Here is a 26,210-nt window from a genome sequence, read left to right on the forward strand (position 1 = left end):
TAGTGAGTAGCGCTCAATAGGGTTGCTCGATCTGAGAACTCACGCGCGGAATTAGTCCCTTTGAGTCATGGCGGAGCAACATTTCAAATAACAAAACTGTAGCGGCAGCATCGCCCTGAGCGCGGTGGCGCCCATGCAGGGGAATATCGAGCGAGCGGCAAAGTTTACCCAAACTGTAGGACGGATACCCCGGAATCAGCTTACGGCTCGTTCTGACAGTGCAGAGGGTTCGCCGGAAATACTCATGGCCCAACCAGTTCAGTTCTTTCTGGATAAAATTAAAATCGAACCCAACATTATGCGCTACAAAAACAGCGTCCTGGGTAATACGCAACACGTGGTGGGCCACTTCGGCAAAGGTTGGCGCGTCCCGAACCAGTTCGTCCGAAATGCCGGTCAGGTGCCGGATAAAGGGCGGGATGGGGCAGCCGGGATTAAGCAGTGAATGAAAGGAGTCAACAACTCGCTGCCCATCATGACGAAAGATGGCAATTTCAGTAAGGCGGGTGGGCCCTTTTACGCCCCCGGTCGTTTCAACGTCAACAATACAATACACACGATAAAGGTAAGGGTATTTTGTGAAAAAGTCAGCGCGATGCCTGCAAAGGCCAGGTTTGCATAGGCTGGCGGGCCACAACGCCTTCTCGAATGAGCCGCAGTGCATAATCCAGCACATAATCCCGATTGCTCATCAGGTCTTCATAGCTGCGCGAAACAATGAAATCGGGTTCTACCGTGAATCCGTTGGCCCGCTCGGCCACCACCGAATGGGTCATTTTTTTGAGCGGTATCCGAATCTGAAGCCTTGAGTTGGGTAAGGTTATGGTTTTAAAATGGCCGGCAAAGTCACCCCAATAGGCACTGCCGCTTGCCTCGCCCACATACGTACCCAAACCCGCATCGAGGGTTTTGGCCAGCACCGTTGTGGCCGCCGAAAACGAAGCGCCATTCATAAGAAAATACAAATTTCCGTTGAATCCCCGTTGTCTGTACGGTCGATAGCGATGGTGCGATGAGCGGCTGGCAAAACCACCCGCCTTGTTGGCTTTGTATTGCAGACTAAAATTTAGTGCCGAGATGGGATTCCAGCGCGTTACCAGTTCAGCACGGGCGGCCCGCTTCATTTCCTCATGCTCCATCATTCGGAACGACTTCGGCATCCAGTAGCGCAGCAATCGGGCGGAGTTTAAAACAATTCCTCCACCGTTGCCCTGCAAATCGACTACCAGGTTTTTCACGTTTTCCTGCCGCAACTCCCTGAACGCACGTTTCAGCCGACGATTGAAAGCCCACTGAAACGGATCTGTTTTTTTGAGACCCATGAACGACGAAACCCGCAGCACGGCCGTATGGGTGAGCGTATCGATGACCCGCACCGAGAGATTGGCACGCCGGTCAATTTCGACTCCATACCGACGCTGAATCGTAGCCCGGAACGCCTGTAACGTTGGGCAGCGCAGGCGCGTGTGCCGAACAAGTGTGTCGCCCGTCAGCCGGTAGGTTATCCGGATGGAATCTGCCGAACCATACCAGGCCGCATAATAATCGGCAAACTGCACTAAACTCCATTGCCGGCGGCCTGTCAGGTTATCTCCGTCGGAGCCGGAGTGGTCGGCGCTCATCAGTTCCTGGTGAAGGTCGGCCACGCAACGATCGTTAATCGCGAGCAGTTCGGTCCCGCGCTGCAGGCTTGTATCGGCCGACACGTTGTGGCTGATGTAGTACTGCGACCCAACGGGCCGGATGTAAAACGGAATAAACCGGGTTTGCCGGCTAATAAAATTCCGGCGATGATTCAGGTTCGTGTGTCCATCTTTAAGCGCACTTACGAACGGACTGACGTGATGGAAAAACGCCAGGTAGTCCATAGGTGCTGTCAATCGGTTGTAAAGCGAATCATAGAGTTGCTCCATGCGGGGTTGGGGGGTATAATAGCCCATGCCCGGATGGAGCAAATCCAGCCTGCGTTTCAGGTAAGTTAAATCGGTGCGGGCTTGCTCGGGCGTTAGGCGCTGAGCTTCGGCATTCAGGCAGACCAGACCCATCAACAGGCTGGATATCAGCAGCATTTGACCAATCTTCATCTTCACACGTTACGGTAGTAACCGCCCTTCGAGGTAGCAGGCAGTATTCGTTCGGTGAAGATACAAATCGGCGTAACTATAATCAATGAAAATTGTTCACAACTTCCTGAAAATTTTGTTTTCGGTACTTTACTCAGATTTTCTGCCTGATACCGCAGCCCGATTATCAGCTATCTTTTCGGTGCGGAATGACCGTCCAGTGTTTGGCATCAGACAAATGTTCGGCAACGATGCTGGCTGCAACCTGTTCCAGATTTTCATCGTTCGTCGTGAAAAACAGGCTCTTGGGCTGCCCGTCCGTCTGTGTGGTCCGTACTTCATAGTATTCGTTATGATGCTCAATGGCGTGCTTTTCGACAAGTTGGTAGTGTCCCATACTGGAGAAGTGGTTAAGTAACGATAACCGGATTCCGGGCCAATGGTTATTCCGGCTCACCGATCCATACCACCCCGGCAACCCTGAAGTGGCCGGGGTAGGATAACGCATGAACCATACAGGCTGCATTAACTGACAAACTGCCGCCTGAATTCCTGCGGATTTACTCCCTTCACTGATCGGAATTGGCGGTTGAAATTTGACAGGTTGTTAAACCCACTATCGTAGGCAATCTCCGAAATAGTTTTCCCCGATTGCATCAGTAACGAGCAGGCCCGGCTAATTTTCAGTTCATTGATGAATTCAATCGGCGTTTTGCGCGTCCGCTTTTTGAAAAACCGGCATACCGACGGCACGGACATACTTACTTCAGATGCCAGTTCATCGAGCGTAATTTGACGTTTGGCGTGCTTTGAAATAAACGTCATGATCCGAGTCAATTTCTCATCTTCCTCTGGATTGTTCCCTTCAATTGGTTGCGTTGAAAGAGGCATCAGGTCATTGGAAAGCGCTATGCTGCGCTCGGCGAGCAACGTCATAATGGTTAAGAAACCCACTAATCGCTGCATTCCGTGCTGCTCAAACAACCCGACCAACTGTTGGGCAACCGTATCGCGGGTTGCACCCGTAATGGATAAACCAACGGCTGCCCGCTGCACCAAAGCCCGAACGGGAGCCATTTCGGGGCTTTGCCAAAATGGTTCTCCCAGAAAGTGAGGCAAAAAATGAATCACTATCGACTCTGCTACCAACGTTGAATCAGGCTCATAATAGACTTCATCGTTCCGATAAATGTGTGGCAGGCTGGGGCCAATGAGCGCCAGGTCGCCATTCGTGAAATCGGTGATGTGGTTACCAATAATTCGCTTGCCACTACTTTTGGTTACCAAAACCAGCTCAATATCAGGATGATAATGCCAGGGCGTTGGATAATACCGATAGCTGAACTGGTATAATTTGAACGAACTATCGTCAGAAGGGGCCAACTTCTCCAGTAGTGCTTTCATTGGGTTAAAATAGTATGCGTGATTGATGAGGTAAAGATAATTTCCTGCCTGTTTTACCCGTCAAATTGAGTTACCAATAACTTTTTAACCGATGACTACTACAAAATTAACACATCAGCAAGTCATGCAATGTCGTGCCGGAGATTACCTGATAGGCCGGATTGCTTTCAGCCCGAAGAAACAAACGGGCTACATGCAGTAGCACCCCTAATCGTTGACTGACAACTGCCGACTTTTTTTCGCTACCACTTTCCTGATTCACAAATGTTTCGTACCTTTGCGGTCTTATTTTTGAGGAGGAGATACGGGGTGAATCCATTACGCGCATACGACATCCACATTGTTGGACTTGACAACAAACGGTATGAATACGATTTCACATCGGACAATTCGTTTTTTGCCGCGCTGGAGCAGGAATTAATCAGGAAAGGCACTGTCAGCACACACTTAGTGCTCGACAAGTCGGAAACGATGATTCGGCTGGATTTTCACATCGTTGGCACGGTTGAACAAACTTGCGACCGGAGCCTCGATGACTATGATGAGCCAGTGGACACCCAGCAGACGATGCTGCTGAAATTTGGCGACCACAACGAGGAGTTGAGCGACGAAATTGAACTCATTGAACGGAATACGTCGACTGTCAATGTAGCCCGTTATATTTTTGAGTTTATCGGCCTCTCGCTCCCCATGAAGCGGCTTCACCCCCGGTTTCGGGATGAAGATGATTCAGAAGATGATGGACAGAATGGTAAACTCATTTATCGCTCTGATGCTGAACCGAATGAAGACGTAGACGACCAGCCGGCCATTGACCCGCGCTGGGAAGCTCTGCGAAAATTGAACGACAATTAAAGTAAGTTGTAGAGTTACAGAGTAGTAGGGCTATCGAGTTTATAGCCCCTGCACCAACAAACTCTACTACTTTATAACACTACAACTGTATAACTTAAGACAATGGCACACCCCAAACGACGCCACTCTAAAACACGGCGCGATAAACGCAGAACCCATTACAAGGCTGTACCTGTGACCCTCTCGACCGATGCCCAAACCGGCGAAGTTCATGAGCGGCACCATGCCCACATTTTTGAAGGGAATCTGTTCTACAAAGGACAAATGATTGTTGAGAATTACGCGAAAACCGCCTAAATCTCCGCCCTTTCCTGAAAGTATTTCGCCGACGTCTCTCCGAAGATGAACGTGAAATACTTTTTTATTGCCTGCCACCTCCCTATTTTTACGCGTATTTTTTTTGCAGTCAAGCCTGACTGGGAGGTATTGAACACACAGAGTCAATGAAAATTGCAGTAGACGCAATGGGTGGCGATTTTGCTCCCGAAGCTATTGTAGAAGGTGTACTAATGGCCGCTGCTGAATTGCCGGAACATGTGTCTATTGTATTGGTTGGCAAACTGGTGGTAATGCAGGCATTAATTAAGAAACATAGTACGCAGACCTTTACCAATATCGAACTGGTAAATGCTGATGACGTGATTGATATGAATGAGCACCCCACCAAGGCGCTCTCTCAAAAACCCAACTCCAGTATTGGAGTTGGGTTTAAGCTTTTGAAGGATGGTCAGGTTCAGGCGTTTTGTAGTGCCGGTAATACTGGTGCGATGCACGTAGGAGCCTTATTTAGTATCAAGGCAATTGAGGGCATTTTTCGGCCATGCATTGCCGGTTTTGTTCCGCAAATCACCGGCGGCCATGCAATCATGCTCGATATTGGGGCCAATGCCGACTGCAAGCCCGAAATGCTGGCTCAATTTGGCGAAATCGGCTCTATTTACGCTCAATACACGTTCCAGCTCGAACGCCCCCGCGTTGCTTTAATGAACATCGGTACCGAAGATCAAAAAGGATCGCTCATAGCCCAGGCGGCTCATCAACAGCTAAAAGAAAACCGACGGATTAATTTTGTTGGTAATGTTGAAGGTGGAGACTTTTTCCTGGGTAAAGCCGATGTTATTGTGACAGACGGCTTCACGGGGAACGCCATGTTCAAATTGGGTGAGTCATTTTATAACGTAGCTGACCAGCGGGGAATCAGCGATGAGTTCTTAGGTAAAACCAACTACGAATCGGTAGGGGGCAGTCCCATTCTGGGCGTTAACGGGAATGTGATTATCGCGCATGGTATCTCCTCGCCATTAGCCATAAGAAATATGATTAACCTGGCTATCCGGCAGGTCGAGTCCAACGCGTTCACTAAAATTGCACAGGCACTGAGTTAGTTTACCGTTTTCAGTTTTCAGTTGGCTGATGCAGCAGCTATCTCTACGTTAGCCAACTGAAAACTGTGAACTGAAAACTGTAAACTTTTTATTTCATTATGAGTAAAGCTGCCATAACTGGAATCCACGGCTACGTTCCCGACTATGTGCTAACCAATGCGGAGTTGGAGCGTATGGTGGATACGAACGATGAATGGATTACGAGCCGCACCGGTATTAAAGAACGGCATATTCTGAAAGGCGAGGGCCTGGGATCCTCCCACATGGGAGCCAAAGCGGTGGCAGGCTTACTTACTAAATTGACGATTAAGCCCGAAGAAATTGATCTGCTGATTTGCGCGACCACCACGCCTGATTATGTGTTTCCATGCACCGCTAATTTAATTTGCGACATGGTCGGTATTCGTAATGTTGGGAGTTTCGATATTCAGGCGGCCTGCTCCGGATTTTTGTATGCGCTTACGGTTGGTTCACAGTTTATCGAAACCGGTAAATACAAAAAAGTGGTCGTCGTTGGAGCGGATAAAATGTCGGCCATTGTTGATTATACAGACCGAACCACCTGTATTTTATTTGGCGATGGAGCCGGCGCCGTCCTGCTCGAACCCAATCCAGAGGGCTTAGGCGTCCTCGACTCGATTATTAAATCAGATGGAACGGGGCAAAATCACTTACTCCAGAAAGCAGGCGGCAGCCGATACCCGCCCACCCATGAAACCGTGGAGAAGCGCTGGCATTACGTGTATCAGGACGGCCCGTCTGTATTTAAATTTGCTGTGAAAAACATGGCCGACGTATCCGCCGAAATCATGGAACGGAATCACCTTTCAGGCAATGATGTCGCCTGGTTGGTGCCGCATCAGGCTAATAAACGCATTATTGATGCCACCGCCAATCGAATGGGTATTGATTCGGAGAAGGTCATGCTGAACATTCATAAATATGGCAACACCACAGCCGCGACCATTCCGCTCTGTTTGTTCGACTATGAGCCGCAACTGAAAAAGGGCGATAACCTGATACTGGCTGCCTTTGGCGGAGGCTTCACATGGGGAGCCGCTTACGTGAAGTGGGCGTACTAATTTTTAGAATAAATAATGTAGAATGGATAATGGCTCCACACCAAGAAGAGCAACTGTCATTTTCATTATTCATTTTACATTAACCATTATACATTAAAACCAATGGCAACGACCGCAGATATCCGGAACGGACTGGTCCTTAACTTCAACAACGACCTTTTTCAAATTACTGAATTTCAACACGTAAAGCCTGGCAAAGGCGCGGCTTTTGTTCGCACCAAGTTGAAAAGCCTCACAACAGGCCGCGTCATCGACAATACATTCAACTCGGGCGTAACAATTTATCCAGTTCGGGTTGAACGCCGGAAATTCCAATACCTTTACAAAGACGAAGCAGGCTATAACTTTATGGACCAGGAGTCGTTCGACCAGATAAACATCGATGAAAAACTCGTGGATGGGGCCGACCTGATGAAGGAGGGCCAGGAAGTCGAAATTCTGATTAATGCCGAAAGTGACACGCCCCTGTCGTGCGAATTACCACCCTTTGTTGAACTGGAAGTAACCTATGCCGAACCAGGTATCAAGGGAGATACCGCCAACAGCCCCAAAAAGCGGGTTGAAGTAGAGTCGGGTGCTAAAATTATGGTGCCTCTTTTCATTGAGTCAGGTCAGAAAATTCGGGTTGATACCCGCACACGCGATTACGTAGAACGAGTGAAGTAATTATGAGCACACAAGACATTCAGCAACTTATCGACTTCATCTCGCAATCGGGTTTAGATGAAGTAAACATTGAAACGACCGACCTGAAAATCAGCGTCAGGCGATACGGTCAGGGTGCTTCGGCACCCCTACTGGCTGCACCGGCTCCTATGGCGGTTCAGGCGCCACAACTGCAGGCCACCGCACCAATGGCCCCAGCAGCTTCGATGCCAGCGATGGCCCCTAAAGCCGAGACCTCTACTTATATTACCATCAAGTCGCCTATGATTGGCACGTTCTATCGGTCGGCCAATCCGGAAACGCCGATGCTCGTTGAAGTGGGCGATAGTGTAAGCGAGGGAAAAGTTGTTTGCATTATCGAAGCCATGAAATTGTTCAACGAAATCGAATCAGAAGTGTCCGGTCGAATCGTGAAAGTGCTCGTTGAGAACGCTACCCCCGTCGAATACGATCAGCCGCTGTTTTTGGTAGAACCCATTTAATTGGTGAATGAGCGAATGAGTGAATGAGTGAATGATTTCCGAGAAACTATTCACTCATTCGCTCATTCGCTCATTCGCTCATTTTGACTATGTTCAAGAAAATATTAATTGCTAACCGGGGCGAAATTGCACTGCGGATTATCCGTACCTGCCGTGAGATGGGCATTAAAACGGTTGCCGTTTATTCAACTGCCGACCGCGACAGTCTGCACGTGCGCTTTGCCGACGAGGCCGTTTGCATTGGCCCGCCCATCAGCAAGCTATCCTACCTGAGTATTCCCAGCATCATCTCGGCTGCCGAAGTAACCGGCGCCGATGCCATTCATCCCGGTTACGGGTTTTTGTCGGAGAACGCCGAGTTTTCGCAAATCTGTGCTGACTATGGCATCAAGTTTATTGGCGCGACGGCCGAGCAAATCAATGGCATGGGCGACAAAGCGACGGCCAAAGCGACCATGAGAGCTGCTGGTGTGCCGGTCATTCCCGGTTCGGAGGGCCTGCTCGAGTCGGTGGAGCAGGGTAAGAAATTATCGGCTGGCATGGGCTATCCGGTCATTGTGAAAGCCACAGCCGGTGGGGGTGGTCGCGGCATGCGAATTGTTCGGGCCGAAGAAGAGTTCGAGAAAGCCTGGAACGATGCCCGTACCGAAGCCGGTGCTGCCTTTGGCAACGACGGCTTATATCTGGAGAAGTATGTGGAGGAACCCCGCCACATCGAAATTCAGATTGTGGGCGACCAGTTTGGCACGGTTTGTCATCTTTCTGAACGCGACTGCTCGATTCAGCGCCGGCACCAGAAATTGATCGAAGAAACCCCTTCACCCATTGTCTCTGCCGAACTGCGGGAACGAATGGGCGAAGCAGCCATTAAAGGCGCTCAGGCAATCGGCTACGAAGGGGCCGGAACGGTCGAGTTTCTGGTCGATAAGCACGGGGACTTCTATTTCATGGAAATGAATACCCGGATTCAGGTAGAGCACCCAATTACGGAAGAAGTAACTGACTTTGACCTGATTAAAGAGCAAATTAAAGTGGCAGCCGGCGCTGAAATCTCAGGCCGCAACTACACGCCCAAACTCTTTGCGATGGAGTGTCGTATCAATGCCGAAGACCCGGCCAATGGGTTTCGGCCATCACCCGGTAAGATCACGAACCTGCATTTCCCCGGCGGGCATGGCATTCGGATCGACAGCCACGTGTATAGCGGCTACACCATTCCACCTAACTACGACTCCATGATTGCCAAACTAATCGTGTCGGGGCAGTCGCGGGAGGAAGTCATTACGCGCATGAAGCGAGCACTTCAGGAGTTTGTTATCGAGGGCATTAAAACCACGATTCCGTTTCATATCAAACTGATGGATGATGCCAAATTCCGCTCTGGTCAGTTTACTACAGCGTTTTTAGAGACGTTTGATTTCAGTAAGTTGTAGCCTTGTACGGCTACAACTTACAATAGAAAAACGGGGTGTCTTGCTTTAGTGACAAGACGCCCCGTTTTTCTATATTGCCCGCATGAATCATCTCGCAACTGCCGATTACATCGTTTTCTTCGTTTATTTCATCATTGTCGTCGGGTATGGCTATTGGGTTTATCAGCGGAAACGCGCTGCCCAAATGAACACAACCGACTTTTTCCTGGCCGAGGGGTCGCTGACGTGGTGGGCCATCGGAGCCTCCCTGATTGCCTCGAATATCTCGGCAGAGCATTTTATTGGCATGGCCGGGTCGGGCTTTGCCATGGGGTTGGCCATTTCGTCCTACGAATGGTTCGCTGCCGCAACGCTGGTCATTGTAGCCATATTTTTCATTCCCATTTACCTCCGAAACCATATCTATACCATGCCGCAATTTCTGGCACAACGGTATAGCGATACCGTTAGCACAATTCTGGCGGTGTTCTGGTTAGTGGTGTATGTGCTGGTTAACCTCACGTCGATTTTGTATCTGGGGGCCATTGCCATCGAGTCGTTGGTAGGAATCCCGTTCACCACCTGCACCATTGGGCTGGCAATTTTCGCTATCTTCATTACGCTTGGTGGAATGAAAGTTATCGGCTACACCGATGTCATTCAGGTAGTTGTTCTGATTTTTGGCGGCCTGGTTGTCACGTATCTGGCCCTGCAGTTAGTCGCTCAGGAATCAAATGGTCCGGGCATCTGGAATGGCTTGTTGTCGATTCGTGAACGGGCCGACGACCATTTTCACATGTTCTTTGCCAAAGGTCATCCGCATTATGAAGTGCTGCCGGGCATGGCCTTAGTAACGGGCGGTATGTGGCTTAATAATCTTTACTATTGGGGCTGTAATCAATACATTGTGCAGCGGGCGCTGGGCGCTGACCTTAAAACAGCCCGCAGCGGAATACTATTTGCCGCTTTTCTAAAGTTAATAATCCCGTTAATTGTGGTTATTCCCGGTATTGCGGCTTATGTACTTTACCAGAGTGGCCCGTTTCGCCAGGCGATGACCGATGCGTCGGGCGTGGTAAAACCCGATTATGCGTATCCCGTGCTGATGAATCTCCTCCCTGTTGGCATGAAAGGCCTGGCATTTGCCGCGCTGACAGCCGCTATTGTGGCGTCGCTGGCGGGCAAGTGTAATTCTATTTCAACCATTTTTACGCTTGACCTCTACAAGAAATACGTGGATAAAACCGCATCAGAACAGAAATTAGTCAATGTCGGGCGGTGGGCAATAATTGTATCATTTATGGTTGCCATTGCCATTGCGCCCATGTTGCGGTCACTGGATCAGGTGTATCAATACATTCAGGAATATACCAACTTCATTACGCCGGGTATTTTTGCCATTTTTCTGCTGGGATTCTTCTGGAAACGTGCCACAAATAGGGCCGCGCTAACAGTGGCTATTTTGACGCTGCCCTTATCGTTGTTGCTTAAATTCTGGCCGGATGTGATGAACGCGGTAGGTGTTCAGGCCGAATCTATTCCGTTTCTTCACCGGACAACCTGGGTATTTTGCATTGACATACTGCTGATGATACTTGTGTCGCTAACGGACCCCGCCGGATATATAAACAACAAAAGCGTTATTGTTGAGCGGCAGATGTTCCGCGTGTCGCCTTCGTTTGTGGTGGGTTCAGTAGGAATTTTTGGTATTCTGGCTGTCTTGTACACGGTATTTTGGTAACACAAAAAAATGCAAACGTTTGCGTGGCTATATCCAGTGATTTTGTCGGCGAACGCGTGCTCTATCTTGCTGATAAACAGCGATAAGGTTGTAGATTTACCGCTTAAACGTTCAGTTGACCATGATTAGCGAAACTGCCCCTCTTGCCAGTCTCGATCAGTGGGAAGACGACTTGCTCAGCCGCTACCCTGAACCCGACCATAAAGCCAAAGAAGACTATCGGAACTACGACGCCCCGGAGCGTGATACCGTTCGGGAGTTTTACCGGCTGAATCATACCTGCCAGACTTACGATTTCGTGCGCGAAAAAGAACGCGAATTTCTGGCGTTCGACAAAAAAGAATTGCCCGTCTGGGGAGCAATGGAGTTTTTGAATACCCTCGTTGACGACTCCGACCCCGATACCGACCTCGACCAACTTCAACACCTGCTGCAAACTGCCGAAGCCATCCGTGCCGACGGGCACCCCGACTGGTTCGTACTGACGGGCTTCCTGCACGACATGGGCAAGGTATTATGCCTGTTTGGCGAACCCCAATGGGCCGTTGTGGGCGATACTTTCCCGGTCGGTTGCCAGCATTCGGACAAGATTGTCTATCCCGAATTTTTCGTGAACAATCCCGATAGTTACGATGAACGGTACAACACCAAATACGGTGTGTACGATCCCAACTGTGGCTTACGGAATGTGCATATGTCCTGGGGCCACGACGAGTATCTGTACCAAATCATGAAGAAGTATATGCCCGAACCGGCTCTCTACATGATGCGTTACCACTCGTTTTATTCGCAGCACCGCGAGGAAGCCTATAATCACCTCATGGACGGCCATGACCACGAGATGTTTAAGTGGGTACGGAAATTCAATCCATATGATTTGTACTCGAAAAGCCCGAAACCCCCGGTTGTGAGCGAGTTGAAGCCGTATTATGAGGATTTAATTGCGAAATATTTACCCGCTACGCTGCGGTTGTAATTGTTTTAAACACGGAGATAACGGAGATTGGCACGGAGAACACGGAAGTTTATAAACTCTCCGTGTTCTCCGTGCCAATCTCCGTTATCTCCGTGTTTAACCGTTTTTTATGCTCCTTTTCTTCATCGCTCTTTATCTCCTCTTCAACGTTGCCGTCGGAGCCTGGGCGGCCCGGCGCGTTACCACGTCGCAGGATTTTGTGCTGGCGGGTCGGCGGTTGCCCCTATTTCTGGCAGCATCAGTAACGTTCGCTACCTGGTTTGGCTCCGAAACGATTATGGGCGCACCTGCCATGTTTGTAGAAGGTGGCCTTCTGGCCGTTATTGAGGAGCCGTTTGGGTCGGCGCTGTGTTTATTTCTGGTCGGTGCTTTTTTTGCGCGGCCACTCTACCGACTCAACATCACCACCTTTTGCGATTATTTCCGTATTCGATTTGGGCGGTCGGCAGAATTGCTATCGGCGGTGATGGTAATTCCCTCGTACTTTAGCTGGATTTCGGCGCAACTCGTAGCTATCGGTATTGTACTAAGTGTTGTAACCGACGTTCCCCGCGAATACTGCATCATTGCCAGTGCAGCTATTGTCATGATTTACACCCTGCTGGGCGGCATGTGGTCTATCTCCATCACCGATTTCTTTCATAACCTCATCATCATTCTGGCCCTGGCCGTGCTGGGCGTTCTTCTGTGGAACGATGTGGGCGGTTGGGAAACCATTGAGAAGCGTACTCCGGCGGGATTTTTCCGGATCCTGCCCAATTCGACCGGTAAAGACTGGCTGGCCTACATTGCCGCCTGGATAACCATCGGGCTGGGGTCTATTCCACAGCAGGACGTTTTTCAGCGCGTGATGGCCGCTAAAACGGAGAAGACAGCGGTGCAGGCTTCGTTTTTAGCATCGGGTATGTATCTGACAATAGCCCTGCTACCGCTCTTTATCGCTCTCAGTGCCAAACTGCTTCACCCCGATTTGCCGAAAGATAATCAGCTTATTATTCCAAACATGGTGATGCGGCACGGAAGTTTACCGTTGCAGGTGTTGTTTTTCGGGGCCGTCACGTCGGCTATTTTAAGTGTGTCGAGTGGGGCGATTCTGGCCCCTTCGACAGTCTTCGGGGAGAACGTGGTGAAATTTTTCCGGCCCGATATCAGCGATAGAGATCTGCTTAAAACCATCCGCTGGGCCGTTGTTATCATCACCGTCATTTGTGTGCTTATGAGCACCACCCGCGACACGAACATTTTCGACCTTGTGGGCGAATCGTCGGCATTCAGTCTGGTGTCGCTGTTTGTGCCATTAACGGCTGGTATCTACTGGAAACAGGCTAACTTAACGGGCTGCCTGTGTTCAATGACCATTGGATTTGGGGTATGGCTACTGTGTTTATGGCTCGAAACGGAGCATTCACCCATGTTATGGGGCCTGCTGGCGAGTGCGCTTGGGATGATAGTCGGTAGTTTATTTAGTCATGAATCCAGCAATCGCCGGTGATAGTTTACCTGCCCTAAATGATAAGTCAAGTGGGTGGCTAAATGCACTAAAAAATAGCCTGTCGACGTCTTTTCGGTAAAAACCAACAGGGGGTATTCAGCATCAAGCTGTGCGTCGGTCACGTTGGTAAGGGATTTATCGACAACATCAATGGTTGCGTCGACTTTCTCAAGAAGTTCCTCTCTGGGAACATCTTTTAAAGAAAATTCGAGTTCGCGATGCCTGATGTAGCCCGTCTTGCCCAATTCTGCGCCAATGTAGGTGTTCAGGTTGCCAATTAAATGCAGGCATAGGTTTCCGGCAGAGTTGGCAATACCTTTATCAACATACCAAATTATTTTCTCGTCCCGATACAGGGTAATTTCATTCTTTAGTCGCTCAAGGTCCCGGTGAAACAGAACTTTTAGGGTTTGTATGATCATGTTGGGCTTGCCAGGAAATAGCGTGTAGAATATGATGAAAAACTGTAAACAATAGGTCAGTAGAGAGTTAAACCGAATTAGGCTAAAGCGGCTCCAGTTCGGTTATATTTTCGTCGATAATCCTGTGGTGTAAGGCCGGTAATTTGTTTGAAAACTTTACGAAATGTTTTCACATCATTATAGCCGGTATTATACATTATTGAGCTTAAATCGGCTGCATTTTTTTCGAGCGCTTTTTTTGCAGATTCTACCTTCACCCGTTGCAGGTATTCTAACGGTGTGTTTTGGGTGGCATTTTTAAATCGCCGAATAAAATTTCGTTTACTCATATTGCTTTGCTCAGCAATTTGTTCCACTGAAATCGGTAGGTGATAATTCTTTTCAATAAACGCCTGTGCTCTTAAAATATCCTCGTCTTCGTGTTTCCGCTGGCCTTCAAATACCACAAAATGCGACTGGCTAACCCGATCCAGGTCGATATTGAACATTCGGCTTACGCTGATACAGACGTCCCGGCCACAGAATTTCTCAATCAGGTATAAAATCAAATTCCAGGATAGTAAGGCTCCTCCGCTTGTATAAATTCCATCCTTATCGGTCATAACACTATCGGTAAGTACGTTAACATCCGTATACCGGCGCTGCATATCATCCATAGCCATCCAGTGTGATGTGCAGGATTTTCCCGCCAGTAACCCTGCTTCGGCCAGGAAATAACTACCCAAACACAAACTGGCGATTTCGGTACCATTTGCTTTCATTATTTTAAGCCAGTCGACTATCGCTCTGTTTTTGGCCAACGCCTGGTCGGGGCTTACGTAGAATGCAGGAACAATAATCAAATCCGTATGGGTAACCTCTTCCAGTGTTTTGGAACAGCTAAACTGAGCGGGCACATTCAATTGAATATTTTTTTCTTTTTCACTAATCAATTCAATCGTAAACGCTGCTGGTTTCCCTTGTTGTACCAAATATCCATTGGTTGCCATTAGCAAGTCGATAACGCCCGATACTGAAGCTAAAACGGCATCCTCATAGATAAGTAAAGAGATAGTTTTCATCGGATTTTTGTTAAACGTTTATAAGTCAAATATACAGTTTTTTATGGCATAAAATCACCTTAATTTAGGCATTTATACACCCTGTTTATATGAATTTTTTTTTCGAAATTTATACAAATAAACCTAAAGAATAGAGCAGATAAATTTTCACGCCAATGTTAAGAAATCAGTAGCTTGGTGTGCCTGTCTTTCATCACCAGCCTGTCAACTAATCCCGAAGAGAACTATGGTTGAGGTTTTCAAAACAAACGTTCTGTGCCGCGAACAGGCATCGACGATTCTGTTAATTCTGGCGGAGCAGTTTCCCCGGTTTAAACTAAATTTTGATTTAGAGGATTGCGACAAAATTCTGCGGGTAGAGGGGAGGGATATTTTATCCCACCAAATAATCCTTTTAGTAAACGCAACCGGTTATCACTGCGAGGTGCTGGTATAGTTGAACGAACAGCAAAAAAAAAGGCTATCCTAACATCAGGATAGCCTTTTTTTTGAACGAATAACCTACTTAAAACTTGAACGTAACGCCTAACATAGCCGGAGAAACGCCTGTGCCCAATTCAAGAAAAGCGCCTACGCTTTCGGTGAAGAAATAGCGTCCGCCGAGGTGAATAGGTACGTAAATGCCACTGCCGAACGTGTTAAAGCCTGTACCATAGCTGTCACTGTATGAAACACTTTGATAGCCAAGACCCAGGCCAGCATAAATATCAGCTTTATCCGTGCCCAGATTTAATAATTCGTTGAAGTGGTATGACCCACGAGCGGCAAAATAGAGGTAATTGATTTTATCATTAAAGCCGAGATAGCCATAGCTAAAGCTGCGGTAGGCTATCTGCCCACCTACTGTGATATTAGGCGCAACACCAAAGTCAGCCGAACCGCCAAAGGCTATTCCGCTTGTGCCACTGTAACCGCCAACGCCGATGCCGAGGTTGATAAGTTTGGTTCCTTTGTCAATCGACAACTGAGCAAATGATTGGGTACCCGCTAACAGACCAATAGCCAGCAAAATAGAAAAGTGGATTTTTTTCATGTGATTCAACTGATTTATGTTAAAATTTGAGACAAAGTAAATGCGAATCTGTGGCCCTACCAAGTACAAAGGTAAACCTCTTATTATTCGGTCATATACTGGAATACGGCACAAACATAATAAACCCGTATTAATAGGTCTATATATTCAGCACTGACAACTAAATTTAATGTTTATGGACCGGTGATAGACAACGGGTTAACAGTTAACGTACTGATATAAAGCAACAAAAAAGACTCCTCAAACTGAGGAGCCTTTTTTGTTGCCAGTCATGAAACGGAGGATTAATGAGCCGCTTCGGCCTTTAATTTCTCTTTAAAGACTTTTTTGAACTTGTCGAGCTTCGGGGCAATCACAAACGCGCAATAGCCCTGATTCGGATTAGTCGCAAAATAACTCTGATGATAAGCCTCCGCTTCGTAGAACGTTTCGGCTGGACTGATCTCCGTTACGATGGGATCAGCGTAAGCTCCCGACTTATTTAATTCATTTTTAGCCGTTTCGGCTAACCGCTTCTGCTCATCCGTATGATAAAAAATTACGGAGCGATACTGGGTGCCCACATCAGCCCCCTGCCGGTTCAGCGTGGTTGGGTCATGGCTGCGGAAAAACGCTTCCAGCAACTCCTGATAGGTGATTTTCGTTGGGTCGTAGGTCACTTCAACGCATTCGGCATGGCCCGTTGTGCCAGTGCATACCTCATTATACGTCGGATTCGGCTTTTGGCCGCCTTCATAGCCCGATACCGCCGAAAGAACACCGTCGAGTGATTCATAAAGCGCTTCCGTACACCAGAAGCAGCCCGTTCCAAACGTCGCTTTGGCCAGGTTGGCCGGTTGATTTGTGGTCATAGGGATTGATTTAGTTTGAGTTGCCGATTGCGCGTACCCAGCCAGACCAAAGGCCGAAATGACTATCGTTGTCAGCGCAGTAAGTTGTTTCTGAAAGGTCATCGCAACCATTCGGTAGGTTTGTGGTTGTTAAGTCAACTAAAGAACATAACTGACTTGCGTAAAGTTTGCGCCCTATGCCTGTGAATGACTTCGACATCGACCAGTTCCGCTACGACGGAAACAAATCGATAAAGCTGAAAAAAGTGCCTACCAAAGTAAACGATTTTTACACGGATGAGGCTCATTACGAAGCACTTCTGCGCCAGCAGGCTGCTGAAATCGACAAGTGGCAGGAGCGAATGTATACCCATAACCGCTATGGCTTCCTAACCGTCTTTCAGGCGTTGGATGCCGCTGGTAAGGATGGTACCATTCAGCATGTGTTTACCGGGACCAACCCTGCCGGAGTGCGCGTTTATTCGTTCAAACGGCCGACTGAGCAGGAACTTGACCACGATTTTTTGTGGCGTAGCTGGCGCGAACTGCCTGAACGGGGCACTATCGGCATTTTTAACCGCTCCTATTACGAGGAGGTGCTGGTGACCAAAGTTCACCCGGAAATTCTGACGCAAAGCCAGCGACTGCCCGAAAAACTAACGGAGGACTTCGATAAACTCTTCAAACACCGCTACGAGGCTATCCGGCAAATGGAAACATTTTTATACCGGAATGGCTTCCCAACCGTGAAATTCTACCTGCACGTATCCAAAGAGGAACAGGCTGACCGGCTCATTGCCCGGATTGAGGATACTGAAAAAAACTGGAAATTTGAGGAAGGCGATGTAAAAGAACGTGATTTCTGGGACAATTATCAGGAGGCATACGAGACCTGTATTAATGAAACCGCCACCGATAAATGTCCCTGGTATGTGATTCCCGCCGACGATAAGAAGAATATGCGGTTACTTGTAGGCCGAATCATTATTGAGGAGCTTAAAAAACTGCCCATCGCCGAACCCGAGCCCGATGAGAAACGATTTAAGGCCCTCCAGAAACTTATCCCCATCATTCGGGCGCAATAGTAACGCGGCCGGAAAGCCGCTTTTTTAGTTACAGGCTCTCCAGCCGCAGTACATCTATGAAAAAACCAACTGCCAGTGCGTTTCGATACGACGGTCAGAGATCCTTCTCAAGCACAGAGACCCCAACCTTAATCGAACCGTTCTATACAGACGAAGCCGATCAAAATCGCCAGGTCGACGCGTTGGCTGCCCGAATGGATCAGGCCCAGAACCGGATGCACGCCGATGAGCAGTATGGAATCTTAGTGATTTTTCAGGCGATGGATGCCGCCGGGAAAGACAGCAGCATCCGGCGGGTTTTTAAGGGCGTAAACCCGTCGCGGTTTCAGATGGCGCCGTTCAAAAAACCGGAAAAGGAAGACCTGAAACACGACTTTCTGTGGCGGTTCTGGCAGGAGTTGCCCGAACGGGGGAACATTGGCGTCTTCAACCGGTCGTACTACGAAGAAGTGCTGGCCCTGCGTGTTCATCCGGAGCGACTACAGGAGCAATCAATTCCACCAGAGCTGCTGCCTAAAAATGACACAACCCTTTGGAAACAGCGTTTTGGTGATATTGTCCATTTTGAAGATTACCTGTTTCGAAATGGCTTTCCAGTTGTGAAATTCTATCTCCACGTAGCCAGGCAGGAGCAGGGAAAGCGGCTTATCGCCCGCCTGGAAGACACCGAAAAGCAATGGAAGTTCAGCGAAAATGACTTGGAAGAGCGGGAGTTCTGGCTTGCCTATATGCAGGCATACGAAGACACCATCAACGCAACGGCCACCAAACAAAATCCCTGGTACGTTATTCCAAGTGACGACCGGCCTAATCAGCAACTCATTATCGCCCATATTCTGACCGAGTTTCTGGAGTCGCTGCCGACACATTTCCCCAAAACAGACAAAAAAGAAGCCCAGGCCCTAATCCGGCAGATTAAGAAGCAGGATGGGAAGCTTTAATTCGACTTTATAGACATATCTTGTTTATTGATTTTGTCCAATGTCTAATGCCGTTCAACGCATAAATTAGCGGGTTCATCTATTTTTTAACTAATCGTAAGTTAAGCAGAAGTACGTTTGCATAAACAACCTGAAGCCGCCACTAAACGGGTAGGCAACTAATTAATAATGCAATGAAAATCAACGTACTTCCCTGGCTATTCGGCCTGCTTACGGCCCTGCTACCCTTGAGTGAAAGCAGAGCGCAGAATTCACCAACCGTTAACACCATTGGTAACTCACCGACGACTGCTACCCGCGCCGGGCTAACGGTTAGCGGCTATATAAAAGATGCCGCTAATGGTGAAGGGCTAATCGGCGTCTCCATCTACGTTAAAGAAACGGCCACCGGAGCCGTAACGAACAGCTACGGTTTCTATGCTGTAACGATTCCGCCGGGCAGCTATAACCTCATTATCAGCTACGTTGGTTATGGCAAACAAAGCAAAACGGTTGACCTCACCGACCGGAATGTGCGCCTTGACCTTGAGTTAAGTCAGGAAGGAAAACAACTTCAGGAAGTTACGGTTTCGACCAAACGAGAGGACGATAATGTCAAGAACATCGAAATGAGCGTGAACCGCATCGACGTGAAAACGCTACAGCGGATTCCGGCTCTGCTTGGCGAAGTCGATGTGATTCGGAGTATTCAACTGTTGCCGGGTGTTTCGACGGTGGGCGAGGGAGCCACCGGCTTCAACGTTCGGGGCGGCAGCATCGACCAGAATCTGGTGCTCTTAGACGAAGCCCCGGTGTATAATTCCTCCCATTTGTTTGGCTTCTTTTCGGTATTTAACCCCGATGCCGTAAAGGACGTGAAACTCATCAAAGGAGGTATTCCGTCGAATTACGGCGGACGGATTGCCTCCATTTTAGACGTTCGTCTGAAAGAAGGCAACGCCAAAAAGCCCGAACTAAACGGCGGTATTGGTCTGATTTTTAGCCGACTATCCTATGAGCGGCCTCTGTTTAACGGAAAGGGTTCGTTTATTGTGGCCGCCCGGCGCTCGTATGCCGACATTCTGGCACAACCGTTTTTGAACGGCGATTTGAAAGGCTCTAAATTTTACTTTTACGACCTGACAGCGAAGGGTAATTACCGCATCAACGAGAAGAATACAGTGTTTTTGTCGGGCTATCTGGGCCGCGACGTGTTCGGGTCTGATTTTGGGTTCAATTGGGGTAACACCACACTGTCGGCCCGCTGGAATCACGTTTTTAGCGACCGGCTGTTTTTGAACACAACGGCTTACTACAGCAACTATGATTACTCGCTGAATACGGACCTGAAACAAAAAACACCGAACGATTATTTCCGCACCGACTCCCGCATCGTCGACTACAGCCTGAAGCCGGATTTCTCGCTGTTTCTGGGTAAAAACACCATCACCTTTGGTGGCCAGGCTATTATCCACAATTTTCAGCCCGGAACCGCCACAGCTGCCAGTGCGGGGAGTGTGCTCACATTTGGCTTAGAAAGCAAGTATGCGCTCGAAAACGCGCTTTACGTGGGGAATGAACAGCAGGTAACCCCCAAATTGCAGCTTCAGTATGGGCTGCGCTACTCCTTGTTCAACTACATCGGGCCGGGCGAAGCTTATTCCTTTCAGACAGAAGTTCCACTCGGAAGCCGGCGCGAAGTAATCCGAACGATAGCGTATCGTGGCGGGAAGAATATACAAACCTATGGCAACCTTGAACCCCGTTTTGCGGCCAAATATGAACTGAATGACAACAGTTCACTTAAATTGAGCTACAACCGGCTGGCGCAGTATATCCACCTGATTTCCAACACAACCGCGTCGACACCGCTGGATATCTGGACCCCGTCGACCAACAACATCAAACCTCAGATTGGTGATCAGCTTGCCGGAGGCTATTTCAAAAATTTCGGAAACACGGGCCGCGAGTTTGAGGTATCGGTGGAGGTGTATTACAAATGGCTTCAGAATCAGATTGATTACATCGACGGGGCCAGTCTGATTCTAAACAAATACCTCGAAGGCGATTTGATAAATGGAAAAGGCCGGGCCTACGGAGCCGAATTTTTCATCAAACGCAATACGGGCGTGGTCAATGGCTGGGTTAGCTACACGCTGGCCAAAACCGAACGGCAGGTGGCCGGTATCAACAACGACAACTGGTATCCGACCCGCTTCGACAAACGGCACACACTGACCTCGGTGTTATTGATCGATCCACCACAGGCAAAGCGATGGAATTTCTCGGCCACCTTCACCCTTGCCAGTGGCACGCCCGGCACCTTCCCAACCAACCGGTTTGAGTATGGCGGATTTGTAATACCGCATAACACTGAGAATTCCCGGAATAATTACCGCGTTCCGGCTTATCATCGGCTTGACCTGGCAGCCACGTTGCAGGGCCGCAAACGGCCGGGCAAGCGCAAAGAGGATAACTGGGTCTTTTCGGTGTATAATGTGTATGCCCGGAAGAATGCGTTCTCGGTGTATTTCCAGCCGAACGAAGATAACCCTCGTGTGACGGAAGCCATTCGCTACTCAGTTTTTGCAACCATCATCCCCTCCGTGACCTACAACTTTAAATTCTAAGAGCCTGATGACTAATCGGCTGAATTGACGATATATCTGCCATGAAACCAACTCATACTATCTTACTACTTGCCTGTGTCGGGATGTGCGCCCTAACCAGTTGCGAGACGGTTATTGATGCAAAACTCGATACAGGGCCAATCCAGCTTTCGGTAGACGCCAACCTGACCGATCAGCCCGGCCCACAAACAATCCGGCTAACGCAAACAGCCGCTTATTTTAATAACAGCGCGCCACCGGCAGTAATCAGCGCGACGGTTACCGTAACCGACGATGCCGGGAAAACCTACCCATTTCTGGACCCCGATATGGACGGATATTACGTCTGGCAACCCACCGGGAAAGATACGCTGGGGCATATCGGGCGGGCGTATCAACTCAACGTCTCATTCAATGGGGAAACCTACCGGGCTAGCTCAAAAATGAACCGGGTTCCCCTTGTCGATTCGCTTATTTTCGTGAAACGAAAAATCACGCCAATCTCAACAACGGAAGGATACAGGGGTGAGTTTTATGCCCGCGACATTTCCGGTGCAGCCGACTATTACCGGGTTAAGTTTTTTCGGAACGGCGAGTTGCAGAATAAGCCTGGCAACATTATTATTTCGCAGGATGGCGTGTTTCGGAGTAATGCGTCTGTGGCCGACGGGCTGGTCTTTATCGTGCCCATTCGCCAGGCTATCAATCCTGACAGTTTATACAAGTTAAACGACGTGGTGAAGGTTGAAGTCCATTCCTTAACGCCCGAAGCCTATGACTTCTGGGAGCAGGTGCAGTCGCAGATAACCAATGGCGGGTTGTTTGCCACCCCCCCAAACAATGTACCGACCAACATCACGAACCTGAATGCCAGCGGGCGGAAAGCAACGGGATTTTTTATTACGTCGGCCGTTCGCAGCCGGAGTGCTACCGTTTCGGAAGCCAATATTCGGGTTCGGGAAGATTGATTTACAGAAGGTTGCTGTGGGGTCGGGTTCTCAAACCCGACCCCCATAATGTCAGTTATTTCTTAACAATCACTTCCCCAGGCAATAACCATACGCCCCGCGCCGACTGTGAATAGAACGATGTACCAAACGGAATTTCCTGCCGTCGGGTGCGCCCGTTTTTCAGACGAACCGTAACCGCCGTGGTGCGGGCATCGACCGGGCTGAACGTTTGCGGCTGCTGAACAGCAAAAACACGCAGCGGTCCCCGGTTTTCGGTGGCCGCAATCTGCAGGCGGCCCTTTGGGTCGGGGAAGCTAACCAGGGCTTTGGCATTGCCGGGAACGTAAAACCCGGTTTGAGACATCGGCAGCGGTACGAATTCGCCCTTCCCGTTTCCTTTGAGCACCAGTCCATTAAAAGCGTCCATCCGTCCCGCAACCAAATCGCTGCCGTGTTCGTTGCCCAACAATATGGCATCTTCGTTCCCGTCGCCATCGACATCCTGCGCCAGCATACCAAATATGGGGGCGGCCTGCGCCACGACCGGCAATGGCTTAACCTCAAATTGCGGAGCGCCGGAACGTCCATTACCTTTATTTTCAATAAAACTGCTCATCAGGTAATTAGCCGATAATTTCAGGGCCTGGCCACGTTCGTCTTCGGTCAGAACCTGACTCATCGTGGCTTCGCCGAAGGGACCGTATTTAAGGTACCGTCGTTTGATCCCAATTAATTGCTTCACCATGTCATCCCAGCCGAAGTATGGATATTCGTCGTACTGCCCGTTGGCGTTTTTGAAGTAAACTGACGGAAACGCATCATAAAAGCCGTTGTTGTCGAAGTCGCCCGCATATATCCGCACGGGCCGTTCGGTGGTGGCCCGAAGCAGATTGTTTTGCCCCAGATTGCCCGCCAGGTAATCAATGTCGCCGTCATTGTCGAAATCGCCGGGCGTCAGGCTGTTCCAGAATCCTGCTTTATCGGCCAGCCCACTGTTGTCGAGTAGCTGCAGACGTCCTTTTGCATTCCGGAGCATGGTTAACGGCGCCCACTCGCTGGCCAGCAGCAAATCAGCATAGCCATCGTTGTCGTAGTCGGTCCAGAGCGCGTCGCAGGTAAGGCCAGCTTTGGTAAGGGCGGGCGCCAACTGGGCCGTAACGTCCGCAAAGCGGGGTTTCCCGGCCGTACTTTCATTGCGAAGTAAATAACTCGGTACGCCCATTGGATACTTGTAGGGCTCTACCCGGCCTCCAACAAACAAATCGAGGTCGCCGTCGCGGTCGAAGTCGGCGGCTTTTACACATGAGCCATTCACCCGGAAGTTCGGCAGCGCGTTCGGGTCTAGGGTAAAATTGCCTTTACCGTCATTTACGTAAAGCCGGTGGCGCATAGCTTCGGGCATCTGTTCGGGCGAAAATTCCGGGCTTCCGCTGGCAGCATATAAATCCAAATCACCGTCGGCGTCAGCATCGAACAACAGCAGGCCAGTATCTTCGGCGAGCTTGGTCGGCAGTGATTTTAAGATAAACCGGCCCGTTGGCTGTTGCAGGAGCAGTTCCGTTGCATAGTTTGAACTTCCTCCAACAACCATGTCGGTCAGGCCATCGCCGTTTACGTCGCCCACGGCCAGGGCCGGGCCAAATTCGGTGAGTTTGTGCAGGAGGGTTTTCTGCCCATTAAAATCAATGATGTCGGTCTCTTCGTGCCGGTAAGTAATGCCAAGAGCCGCCGTTACATCCTGCAATAAGACTTTTTGAGTGAGATTACCCGGTACCGACGTGGCCGGGCGGGCATCGGTGGCCCTAAGGGTAATGGTTTGGTCAGCGTTAACACTCGGCACTACCTGCACCTGCCCACCGGGCCAGGTGACTTTCAGGTTTTTAATGACGTTAATCTTGCCTAACCCTAAATGGGCTATCGGCTCAACACTCGACAGAAAGCCCCGATAGGGCGTATGCTCGTAAAACTCCTTCCGACCATCAGTCAACTCATACTCTACCAGAGCACCCAGACCCATCCGGTTGGCTCCATTGCCCTCAAACCGAATGCGGAGGTAATGGGCATTCTCCGATTTTTTGTCAGTCAGGTTGTTGCGGTAGACAAAGGCCTCGTCGTTGATGTTGTTGACAACATAATCCAAATCGCCATCACCGTCGAAATCGGCGTATGCCGCACCGTTCGAGAAACTGGCCTCGGTCATACCCCAGCGGTCAGTAACGTTCTCAAACGCCGGGCCACCAGGGGCGCTGCCTTCCGACCGTATAGTGCCCTTGTTTCGGAAGGCATAGTTACTCACTTTAACCTGGGGCATTTTGTCGGTTAACCCTTTCCGCAGTTCGTCACTTAGGTATGTATTGACCGAACTATAATAAGCCATAAAGTCCCGGTCGGTTACGTCGCGCGGGAAACCGTTGGTAATCAACAGGTCACGATACCCATCATGGTCGAAATCGGCCAGCAAAGGCGACCAGCTCCACTCGGTTTCAGCTACGCCCGCCAGCATACTAATCTCGCTGAAAACCGGCATTCGGGCACCTGAGGTGTCGGTAGGCCGCGCCCCCTGATTTAGCTGCAGCGTGTTTCGGGCATACTGGTGTTCATAACCCAGCCGGTCCCACTCCTGATAGGCAAAATAATTGCCACTACCCATGAGACTCTTCTTGCGGAGGTTATCTTCGGGCAGCATATCCACCGCCATAATGTCGGCCAGACCATCGTTATTGATGTCGGCCACGTCACTACCCATCGCGGAGTAACTGGTGTGCTTGAGCGACTCATGGGCCCGGTTAGTGAAGGTCGGTCCGTCGCCACGGTCGTTGTGGTTATTCACATACAGCACGTCGTTGGTCGAGAAATCGTTGGTCACATAAATATCCTTCCAGCCGTCACGGTTAATGTCGCAGATGTTCACGCCCAGGCCAAAACCATCGGCCAGTATACCCGCCTGTCTGGTCACATCGGTGAAGTAAGCGTGGCCGCGTTTGGAGTCAAAATCGTTGCGGTAGAGCCGGTCGGTGTTGGGCGAGGTGCCATCCGTTATCCGAACGTTGAGGTTGGTTGGGCTGCGCGGGTCGGCGATTTGATCGACAAGCACAAAGAGGTCTAAATCACCGTCGTTGTCGTAGTCGAAAAAGGCGGAATGCGTCGTGTACGTCGTATCGGCGATACCATACTCAGTGGCCATTTCGCGGAATTTGGGTGAGCCATTGGCATCATTTCCCTGATTGACATACAGCAAATTTGCCCGTTGCGCGGCCTTTTTATGCAGCGTGTTCGATACATACACGTCTAATTTGCCGTCGGCGTTGATGTCTACCACCGACACGCCCGAACACCACCGCCCGCCCCCGCCAACTCCTGCTGACGGGGTTACGTCGTTGAAATGTAGCTGGCTGCTGCCGGTTTCAGTTTCATTGATATACAGCCGATTAGACACCTGGTTGCCCGCGAAAAATACATCGGGTTTCTGGTCGCCGTTGAAATCGCCGATACCGACTCCGCCCCCGTTGTAGATGTACTGGTAATTCAGAATATTAAGCGTATCGCTGTCGGTGATGGTGTTGGCAAACGTAATCCCGGTTTCTGACGAGTCGAGCCGCTCGAACAGGGGTTTTTCACGGCAGGCGGAGAGGAAAAACAGAAACGCGACAGGCAGGAGCCATACACCATTTTGAAAATGCAGTTTCATACAGTAAGAACGTACCGTTTCCGGGGGCAGTATTAACAGATTTGGTCAAATTTA

Annotated in this window: 24 protein-coding genes; 15 read left to right on the forward strand and 9 right to left on the reverse strand. The window is 49.6% G+C overall.

The window, feature by feature from the left end; genetic code table 11:
* Window positions 1–13 precede the first annotated feature (13 nt).
* The 4 genes from ACYVI1_RS10625 to ACYVI1_RS10640 all read right to left on the reverse strand — a co-directional run bounded on the left by ACYVI1_RS10625 (window position 14) and on the right by ACYVI1_RS10640 (window position 3,467).
* Window positions 14–556: a 3'-5' exonuclease gene (locus tag ACYVI1_RS10625; protein WP_460909697.1), complete on the reverse strand. Its 543-nt coding sequence runs from the start codon at window positions 554–556 to the stop codon at window positions 14–16.
* Window positions 557–587: 31 nt separating this feature from the next.
* Window positions 588–2,084 (reverse strand): S41 family peptidase, encoded by a 1,497-nt coding sequence (locus ACYVI1_RS10630; RefSeq protein WP_460909698.1) that lies wholly within the window; start codon window positions 2,082–2,084, stop codon window positions 588–590.
* Between the two features lie 166 nt (window positions 2,085–2,250).
* Window positions 2,251–2,571 carry a hypothetical protein gene (locus tag ACYVI1_RS10635; RefSeq protein WP_460909700.1) on the reverse strand — a complete coding sequence of 107 codons (321 nt, stop codon included), beginning with the start codon at window positions 2,569–2,571 and terminating at the stop codon, window positions 2,251–2,253.
* Between the two features lie 17 nt (window positions 2,572–2,588).
* Window positions 2,589–3,467 (reverse strand): AraC family transcriptional regulator, encoded by an 879-nt coding sequence (locus tag ACYVI1_RS10640; protein WP_460909703.1) that lies wholly within the window; start codon window positions 3,465–3,467, stop codon window positions 2,589–2,591.
* Window positions 3,468–3,776: 309 nt separating this feature from the next.
* Here ACYVI1_RS10640 and ACYVI1_RS10645 point away from each other — a divergent pair, with 309 nt between their 5' ends.
* From ACYVI1_RS10645 to ACYVI1_RS10690, 10 genes are all read left to right on the forward strand, one after another.
* Window positions 3,777–4,322, forward strand: coding sequence for a YceD family protein (locus tag ACYVI1_RS10645; protein ID WP_460909705.1), 546 nt, complete (start codon window positions 3,777–3,779; stop codon window positions 4,320–4,322).
* A 102-nt stretch (window positions 4,323–4,424) separates the two neighbouring features.
* A complete protein-coding gene (rpmF, locus tag ACYVI1_RS10650; RefSeq protein ID WP_460909707.1) occupies window positions 4,425–4,619 on the forward strand; it encodes a 50S ribosomal protein L32 in 195 nt (64 codons plus the stop codon).
* 146 nt (window positions 4,620–4,765) lie between these two features.
* A complete protein-coding gene (gene plsX / locus ACYVI1_RS10655; protein WP_460909710.1) occupies window positions 4,766–5,707 on the forward strand; it encodes a phosphate acyltransferase PlsX in 942 nt (313 codons plus the stop codon).
* A 98-nt stretch (window positions 5,708–5,805) separates the two neighbouring features.
* Window positions 5,806–6,789, forward strand: coding sequence for a beta-ketoacyl-ACP synthase III (locus tag ACYVI1_RS10660; RefSeq protein WP_460909712.1), 984 nt, complete (start codon window positions 5,806–5,808; stop codon window positions 6,787–6,789).
* A gap of 102 nt (window positions 6,790–6,891) precedes the next feature.
* A complete protein-coding gene (gene efp / locus ACYVI1_RS10665; RefSeq protein WP_460909714.1) occupies window positions 6,892–7,455 on the forward strand; it encodes an elongation factor P in 564 nt (187 codons plus the stop codon).
* A 2-nt stretch (window positions 7,456–7,457) separates the two neighbouring features.
* Entirely contained in the window at window positions 7,458–7,937 is a 480-nt protein-coding gene (gene accB, locus ACYVI1_RS10670; RefSeq protein WP_460909716.1) for an acetyl-CoA carboxylase biotin carboxyl carrier protein, read from the forward strand.
* A gap of 89 nt (window positions 7,938–8,026) precedes the next feature.
* Window positions 8,027–9,370, forward strand: a complete 1,344-nt coding sequence (gene accC, locus ACYVI1_RS10675) for an acetyl-CoA carboxylase biotin carboxylase subunit (RefSeq protein ID WP_460909719.1) — start codon at window positions 8,027–8,029, stop codon at window positions 9,368–9,370.
* A gap of 82 nt (window positions 9,371–9,452) precedes the next feature.
* Entirely contained in the window at window positions 9,453–11,090 is a 1,638-nt protein-coding gene (locus ACYVI1_RS10680) for a sodium/sugar symporter (protein WP_460909721.1), read from the forward strand.
* Window positions 11,091–11,211: 121 nt separating this feature from the next.
* The gene (locus ACYVI1_RS10685) at window positions 11,212–12,066 is read left to right on the forward strand and encodes an inositol oxygenase family protein (protein WP_460909723.1); all 855 of its coding nucleotides are present in this window, start codon (window positions 11,212–11,214) and stop codon (window positions 12,064–12,066) included.
* A 109-nt stretch (window positions 12,067–12,175) separates the two neighbouring features.
* The gene (locus ACYVI1_RS10690) at window positions 12,176–13,558 is read left to right on the forward strand and encodes a high affinity choline transporter 1 (RefSeq protein ID WP_460909725.1); all 1,383 of its coding nucleotides are present in this window, start codon (window positions 12,176–12,178) and stop codon (window positions 13,556–13,558) included.
* Here the strand turns inward: ACYVI1_RS10690 and ACYVI1_RS10695 are convergent.
* Window positions 13,534–13,980 carry a DinB family protein gene (locus ACYVI1_RS10695; protein ID WP_460909728.1) on the reverse strand — a complete coding sequence of 149 codons (447 nt, stop codon included), beginning with the start codon at window positions 13,978–13,980 and terminating at the stop codon, window positions 13,534–13,536. The two genes, ACYVI1_RS10690 and ACYVI1_RS10695, sit on opposite strands and share 25 nt — an antisense overlap.
* 77 nt (window positions 13,981–14,057) lie before the next feature.
* Window positions 14,058–15,041 (reverse strand): GlxA family transcriptional regulator, encoded by a 984-nt coding sequence (locus ACYVI1_RS10700; RefSeq protein WP_460909731.1) that lies wholly within the window; start codon window positions 15,039–15,041, stop codon window positions 14,058–14,060.
* Window positions 15,042–15,267: 226 nt separating this feature from the next.
* Here ACYVI1_RS10700 and ACYVI1_RS10705 point away from each other — a divergent pair, with 226 nt between their 5' ends.
* On the forward strand, window positions 15,268–15,477 hold the full coding sequence (locus ACYVI1_RS10705; protein WP_460909734.1) for a hypothetical protein: 210 nt from the start codon (window positions 15,268–15,270) through the stop codon (window positions 15,475–15,477).
* A gap of 69 nt (window positions 15,478–15,546) precedes the next feature.
* Here the strand turns inward: ACYVI1_RS10705 and ACYVI1_RS10710 are convergent, their stop codons facing one another.
* Together ACYVI1_RS10710 and msrA are read right to left on the reverse strand one after the other, a co-directional pair.
* The gene (locus ACYVI1_RS10710; protein ID WP_460909737.1) at window positions 15,547–16,074 is read right to left on the reverse strand and encodes a hypothetical protein; all 528 of its coding nucleotides are present in this window, start codon (window positions 16,072–16,074) and stop codon (window positions 15,547–15,549) included.
* Between the two features lie 284 nt (window positions 16,075–16,358).
* On the reverse strand, window positions 16,359–16,925 hold the full coding sequence (gene msrA / locus ACYVI1_RS10715) for a peptide-methionine (S)-S-oxide reductase MsrA (RefSeq protein WP_460910507.1): 567 nt from the start codon (window positions 16,923–16,925) through the stop codon (window positions 16,359–16,361).
* Between the two features lie 182 nt (window positions 16,926–17,107).
* Here msrA and ACYVI1_RS10720 point away from each other — a divergent pair, with 182 nt between their 5' ends.
* From ACYVI1_RS10720 to ACYVI1_RS10735, 4 genes are all read left to right on the forward strand, one after another.
* Window positions 17,108–17,989 carry a PPK2 family polyphosphate kinase gene (locus ACYVI1_RS10720; protein WP_460910509.1) on the forward strand — a complete coding sequence of 294 codons (882 nt, stop codon included), beginning with the start codon at window positions 17,108–17,110 and terminating at the stop codon, window positions 17,987–17,989.
* A 56-nt stretch (window positions 17,990–18,045) separates the two neighbouring features.
* Window positions 18,046–18,930, forward strand: a complete 885-nt coding sequence (locus ACYVI1_RS10725) for a PPK2 family polyphosphate kinase (protein ID WP_460909739.1) — start codon at window positions 18,046–18,048, stop codon at window positions 18,928–18,930.
* A 173-nt stretch (window positions 18,931–19,103) separates the two neighbouring features.
* The gene (locus tag ACYVI1_RS10730) at window positions 19,104–21,539 is read left to right on the forward strand and encodes a TonB-dependent receptor (RefSeq protein WP_460909741.1); all 2,436 of its coding nucleotides are present in this window, start codon (window positions 19,104–19,106) and stop codon (window positions 21,537–21,539) included.
* 41 nt (window positions 21,540–21,580) lie between these two features.
* A complete protein-coding gene (locus tag ACYVI1_RS10735; RefSeq protein WP_460909743.1) occupies window positions 21,581–22,486 on the forward strand; it encodes a DUF4249 domain-containing protein in 906 nt (301 codons plus the stop codon).
* A gap of 55 nt (window positions 22,487–22,541) precedes the next feature.
* Here ACYVI1_RS10735 and ACYVI1_RS10740 read toward each other — a convergent pair whose 3' ends face one another.
* Window positions 22,542–26,156, reverse strand: coding sequence for a CRTAC1 family protein (locus ACYVI1_RS10740; RefSeq protein WP_460909746.1), 3,615 nt, complete (start codon window positions 26,154–26,156; stop codon window positions 22,542–22,544).
* Between the last annotated feature and the right edge of the window lie 54 nt (window positions 26,157–26,210).

It is taken from the genome of Spirosoma areae (genome assembly GCF_054781775.1).

Coding starts and splice junctions, on each gene's coding strand:
- ACYVI1_RS10630 (WP_460909698.1), bottom strand. CDS start 2,084: ATGAAGATTGGTCAAATGCTGCTGATATCCAGCCTGTTGATGGGTCTG.
- ACYVI1_RS10635 (WP_460909700.1), bottom strand. CDS start 2,571: ATGCGTTATCCTACCCCGGCCACTTCAGGGTTGCCGGGGTGGTATGGA.
- ACYVI1_RS10640 (WP_460909703.1), bottom strand. CDS start 3,467: ATGAAAGCACTACTGGAGAAGTTGGCCCCTTCTGACGATAGTTCGTTC.
- rpmF (WP_460909707.1), top strand. CDS start 4,425: ATGGCACACCCCAAACGACGCCACTCTAAAACACGGCGCGATAAACGC.
- plsX (WP_460909710.1), top strand. CDS start 4,766: ATGAAAATTGCAGTAGACGCAATGGGTGGCGATTTTGCTCCCGAAGCT.
- ACYVI1_RS10660 (WP_460909712.1), top strand. CDS start 5,806: ATGAGTAAAGCTGCCATAACTGGAATCCACGGCTACGTTCCCGACTAT.
- efp (WP_460909714.1), top strand. CDS start 6,892: ATGGCAACGACCGCAGATATCCGGAACGGACTGGTCCTTAACTTCAAC.
- accB (WP_460909716.1), top strand. CDS start 7,458: ATGAGCACACAAGACATTCAGCAACTTATCGACTTCATCTCGCAATCG.
- accC (WP_460909719.1), top strand. CDS start 8,027: ATGTTCAAGAAAATATTAATTGCTAACCGGGGCGAAATTGCACTGCGG.
- ACYVI1_RS10680 (WP_460909721.1), top strand. CDS start 9,453: ATGAATCATCTCGCAACTGCCGATTACATCGTTTTCTTCGTTTATTTC.
- ACYVI1_RS10685 (WP_460909723.1), top strand. CDS start 11,212: ATGATTAGCGAAACTGCCCCTCTTGCCAGTCTCGATCAGTGGGAAGAC.
- ACYVI1_RS10690 (WP_460909725.1), top strand. CDS start 12,176: ATGCTCCTTTTCTTCATCGCTCTTTATCTCCTCTTCAACGTTGCCGTC.
- ACYVI1_RS10695 (WP_460909728.1), bottom strand. CDS start 13,980: ATGATCATACAAACCCTAAAAGTTCTGTTTCACCGGGACCTTGAGCGA.
- ACYVI1_RS10700 (WP_460909731.1), bottom strand. CDS start 15,041: ATGAAAACTATCTCTTTACTTATCTATGAGGATGCCGTTTTAGCTTCA.
- ACYVI1_RS10705 (WP_460909734.1), top strand. CDS start 15,268: ATGGTTGAGGTTTTCAAAACAAACGTTCTGTGCCGCGAACAGGCATCG.
- ACYVI1_RS10710 (WP_460909737.1), bottom strand. CDS start 16,074: ATGAAAAAAATCCACTTTTCTATTTTGCTGGCTATTGGTCTGTTAGCG.
- msrA (WP_460910507.1), bottom strand. CDS start 16,925: ATGACCACAAATCAACCGGCCAACCTGGCCAAAGCGACGTTTGGAACG.
- ACYVI1_RS10725 (WP_460909739.1), top strand. CDS start 18,046: ATGAAAAAACCAACTGCCAGTGCGTTTCGATACGACGGTCAGAGATCC.
- ACYVI1_RS10730 (WP_460909741.1), top strand. CDS start 19,104: ATGAAAATCAACGTACTTCCCTGGCTATTCGGCCTGCTTACGGCCCTG.
- ACYVI1_RS10735 (WP_460909743.1), top strand. CDS start 21,581: ATGAAACCAACTCATACTATCTTACTACTTGCCTGTGTCGGGATGTGC.
- ACYVI1_RS10740 (WP_460909746.1), bottom strand. CDS start 26,156: ATGAAACTGCATTTTCAAAATGGTGTATGGCTCCTGCCTGTCGCGTTT.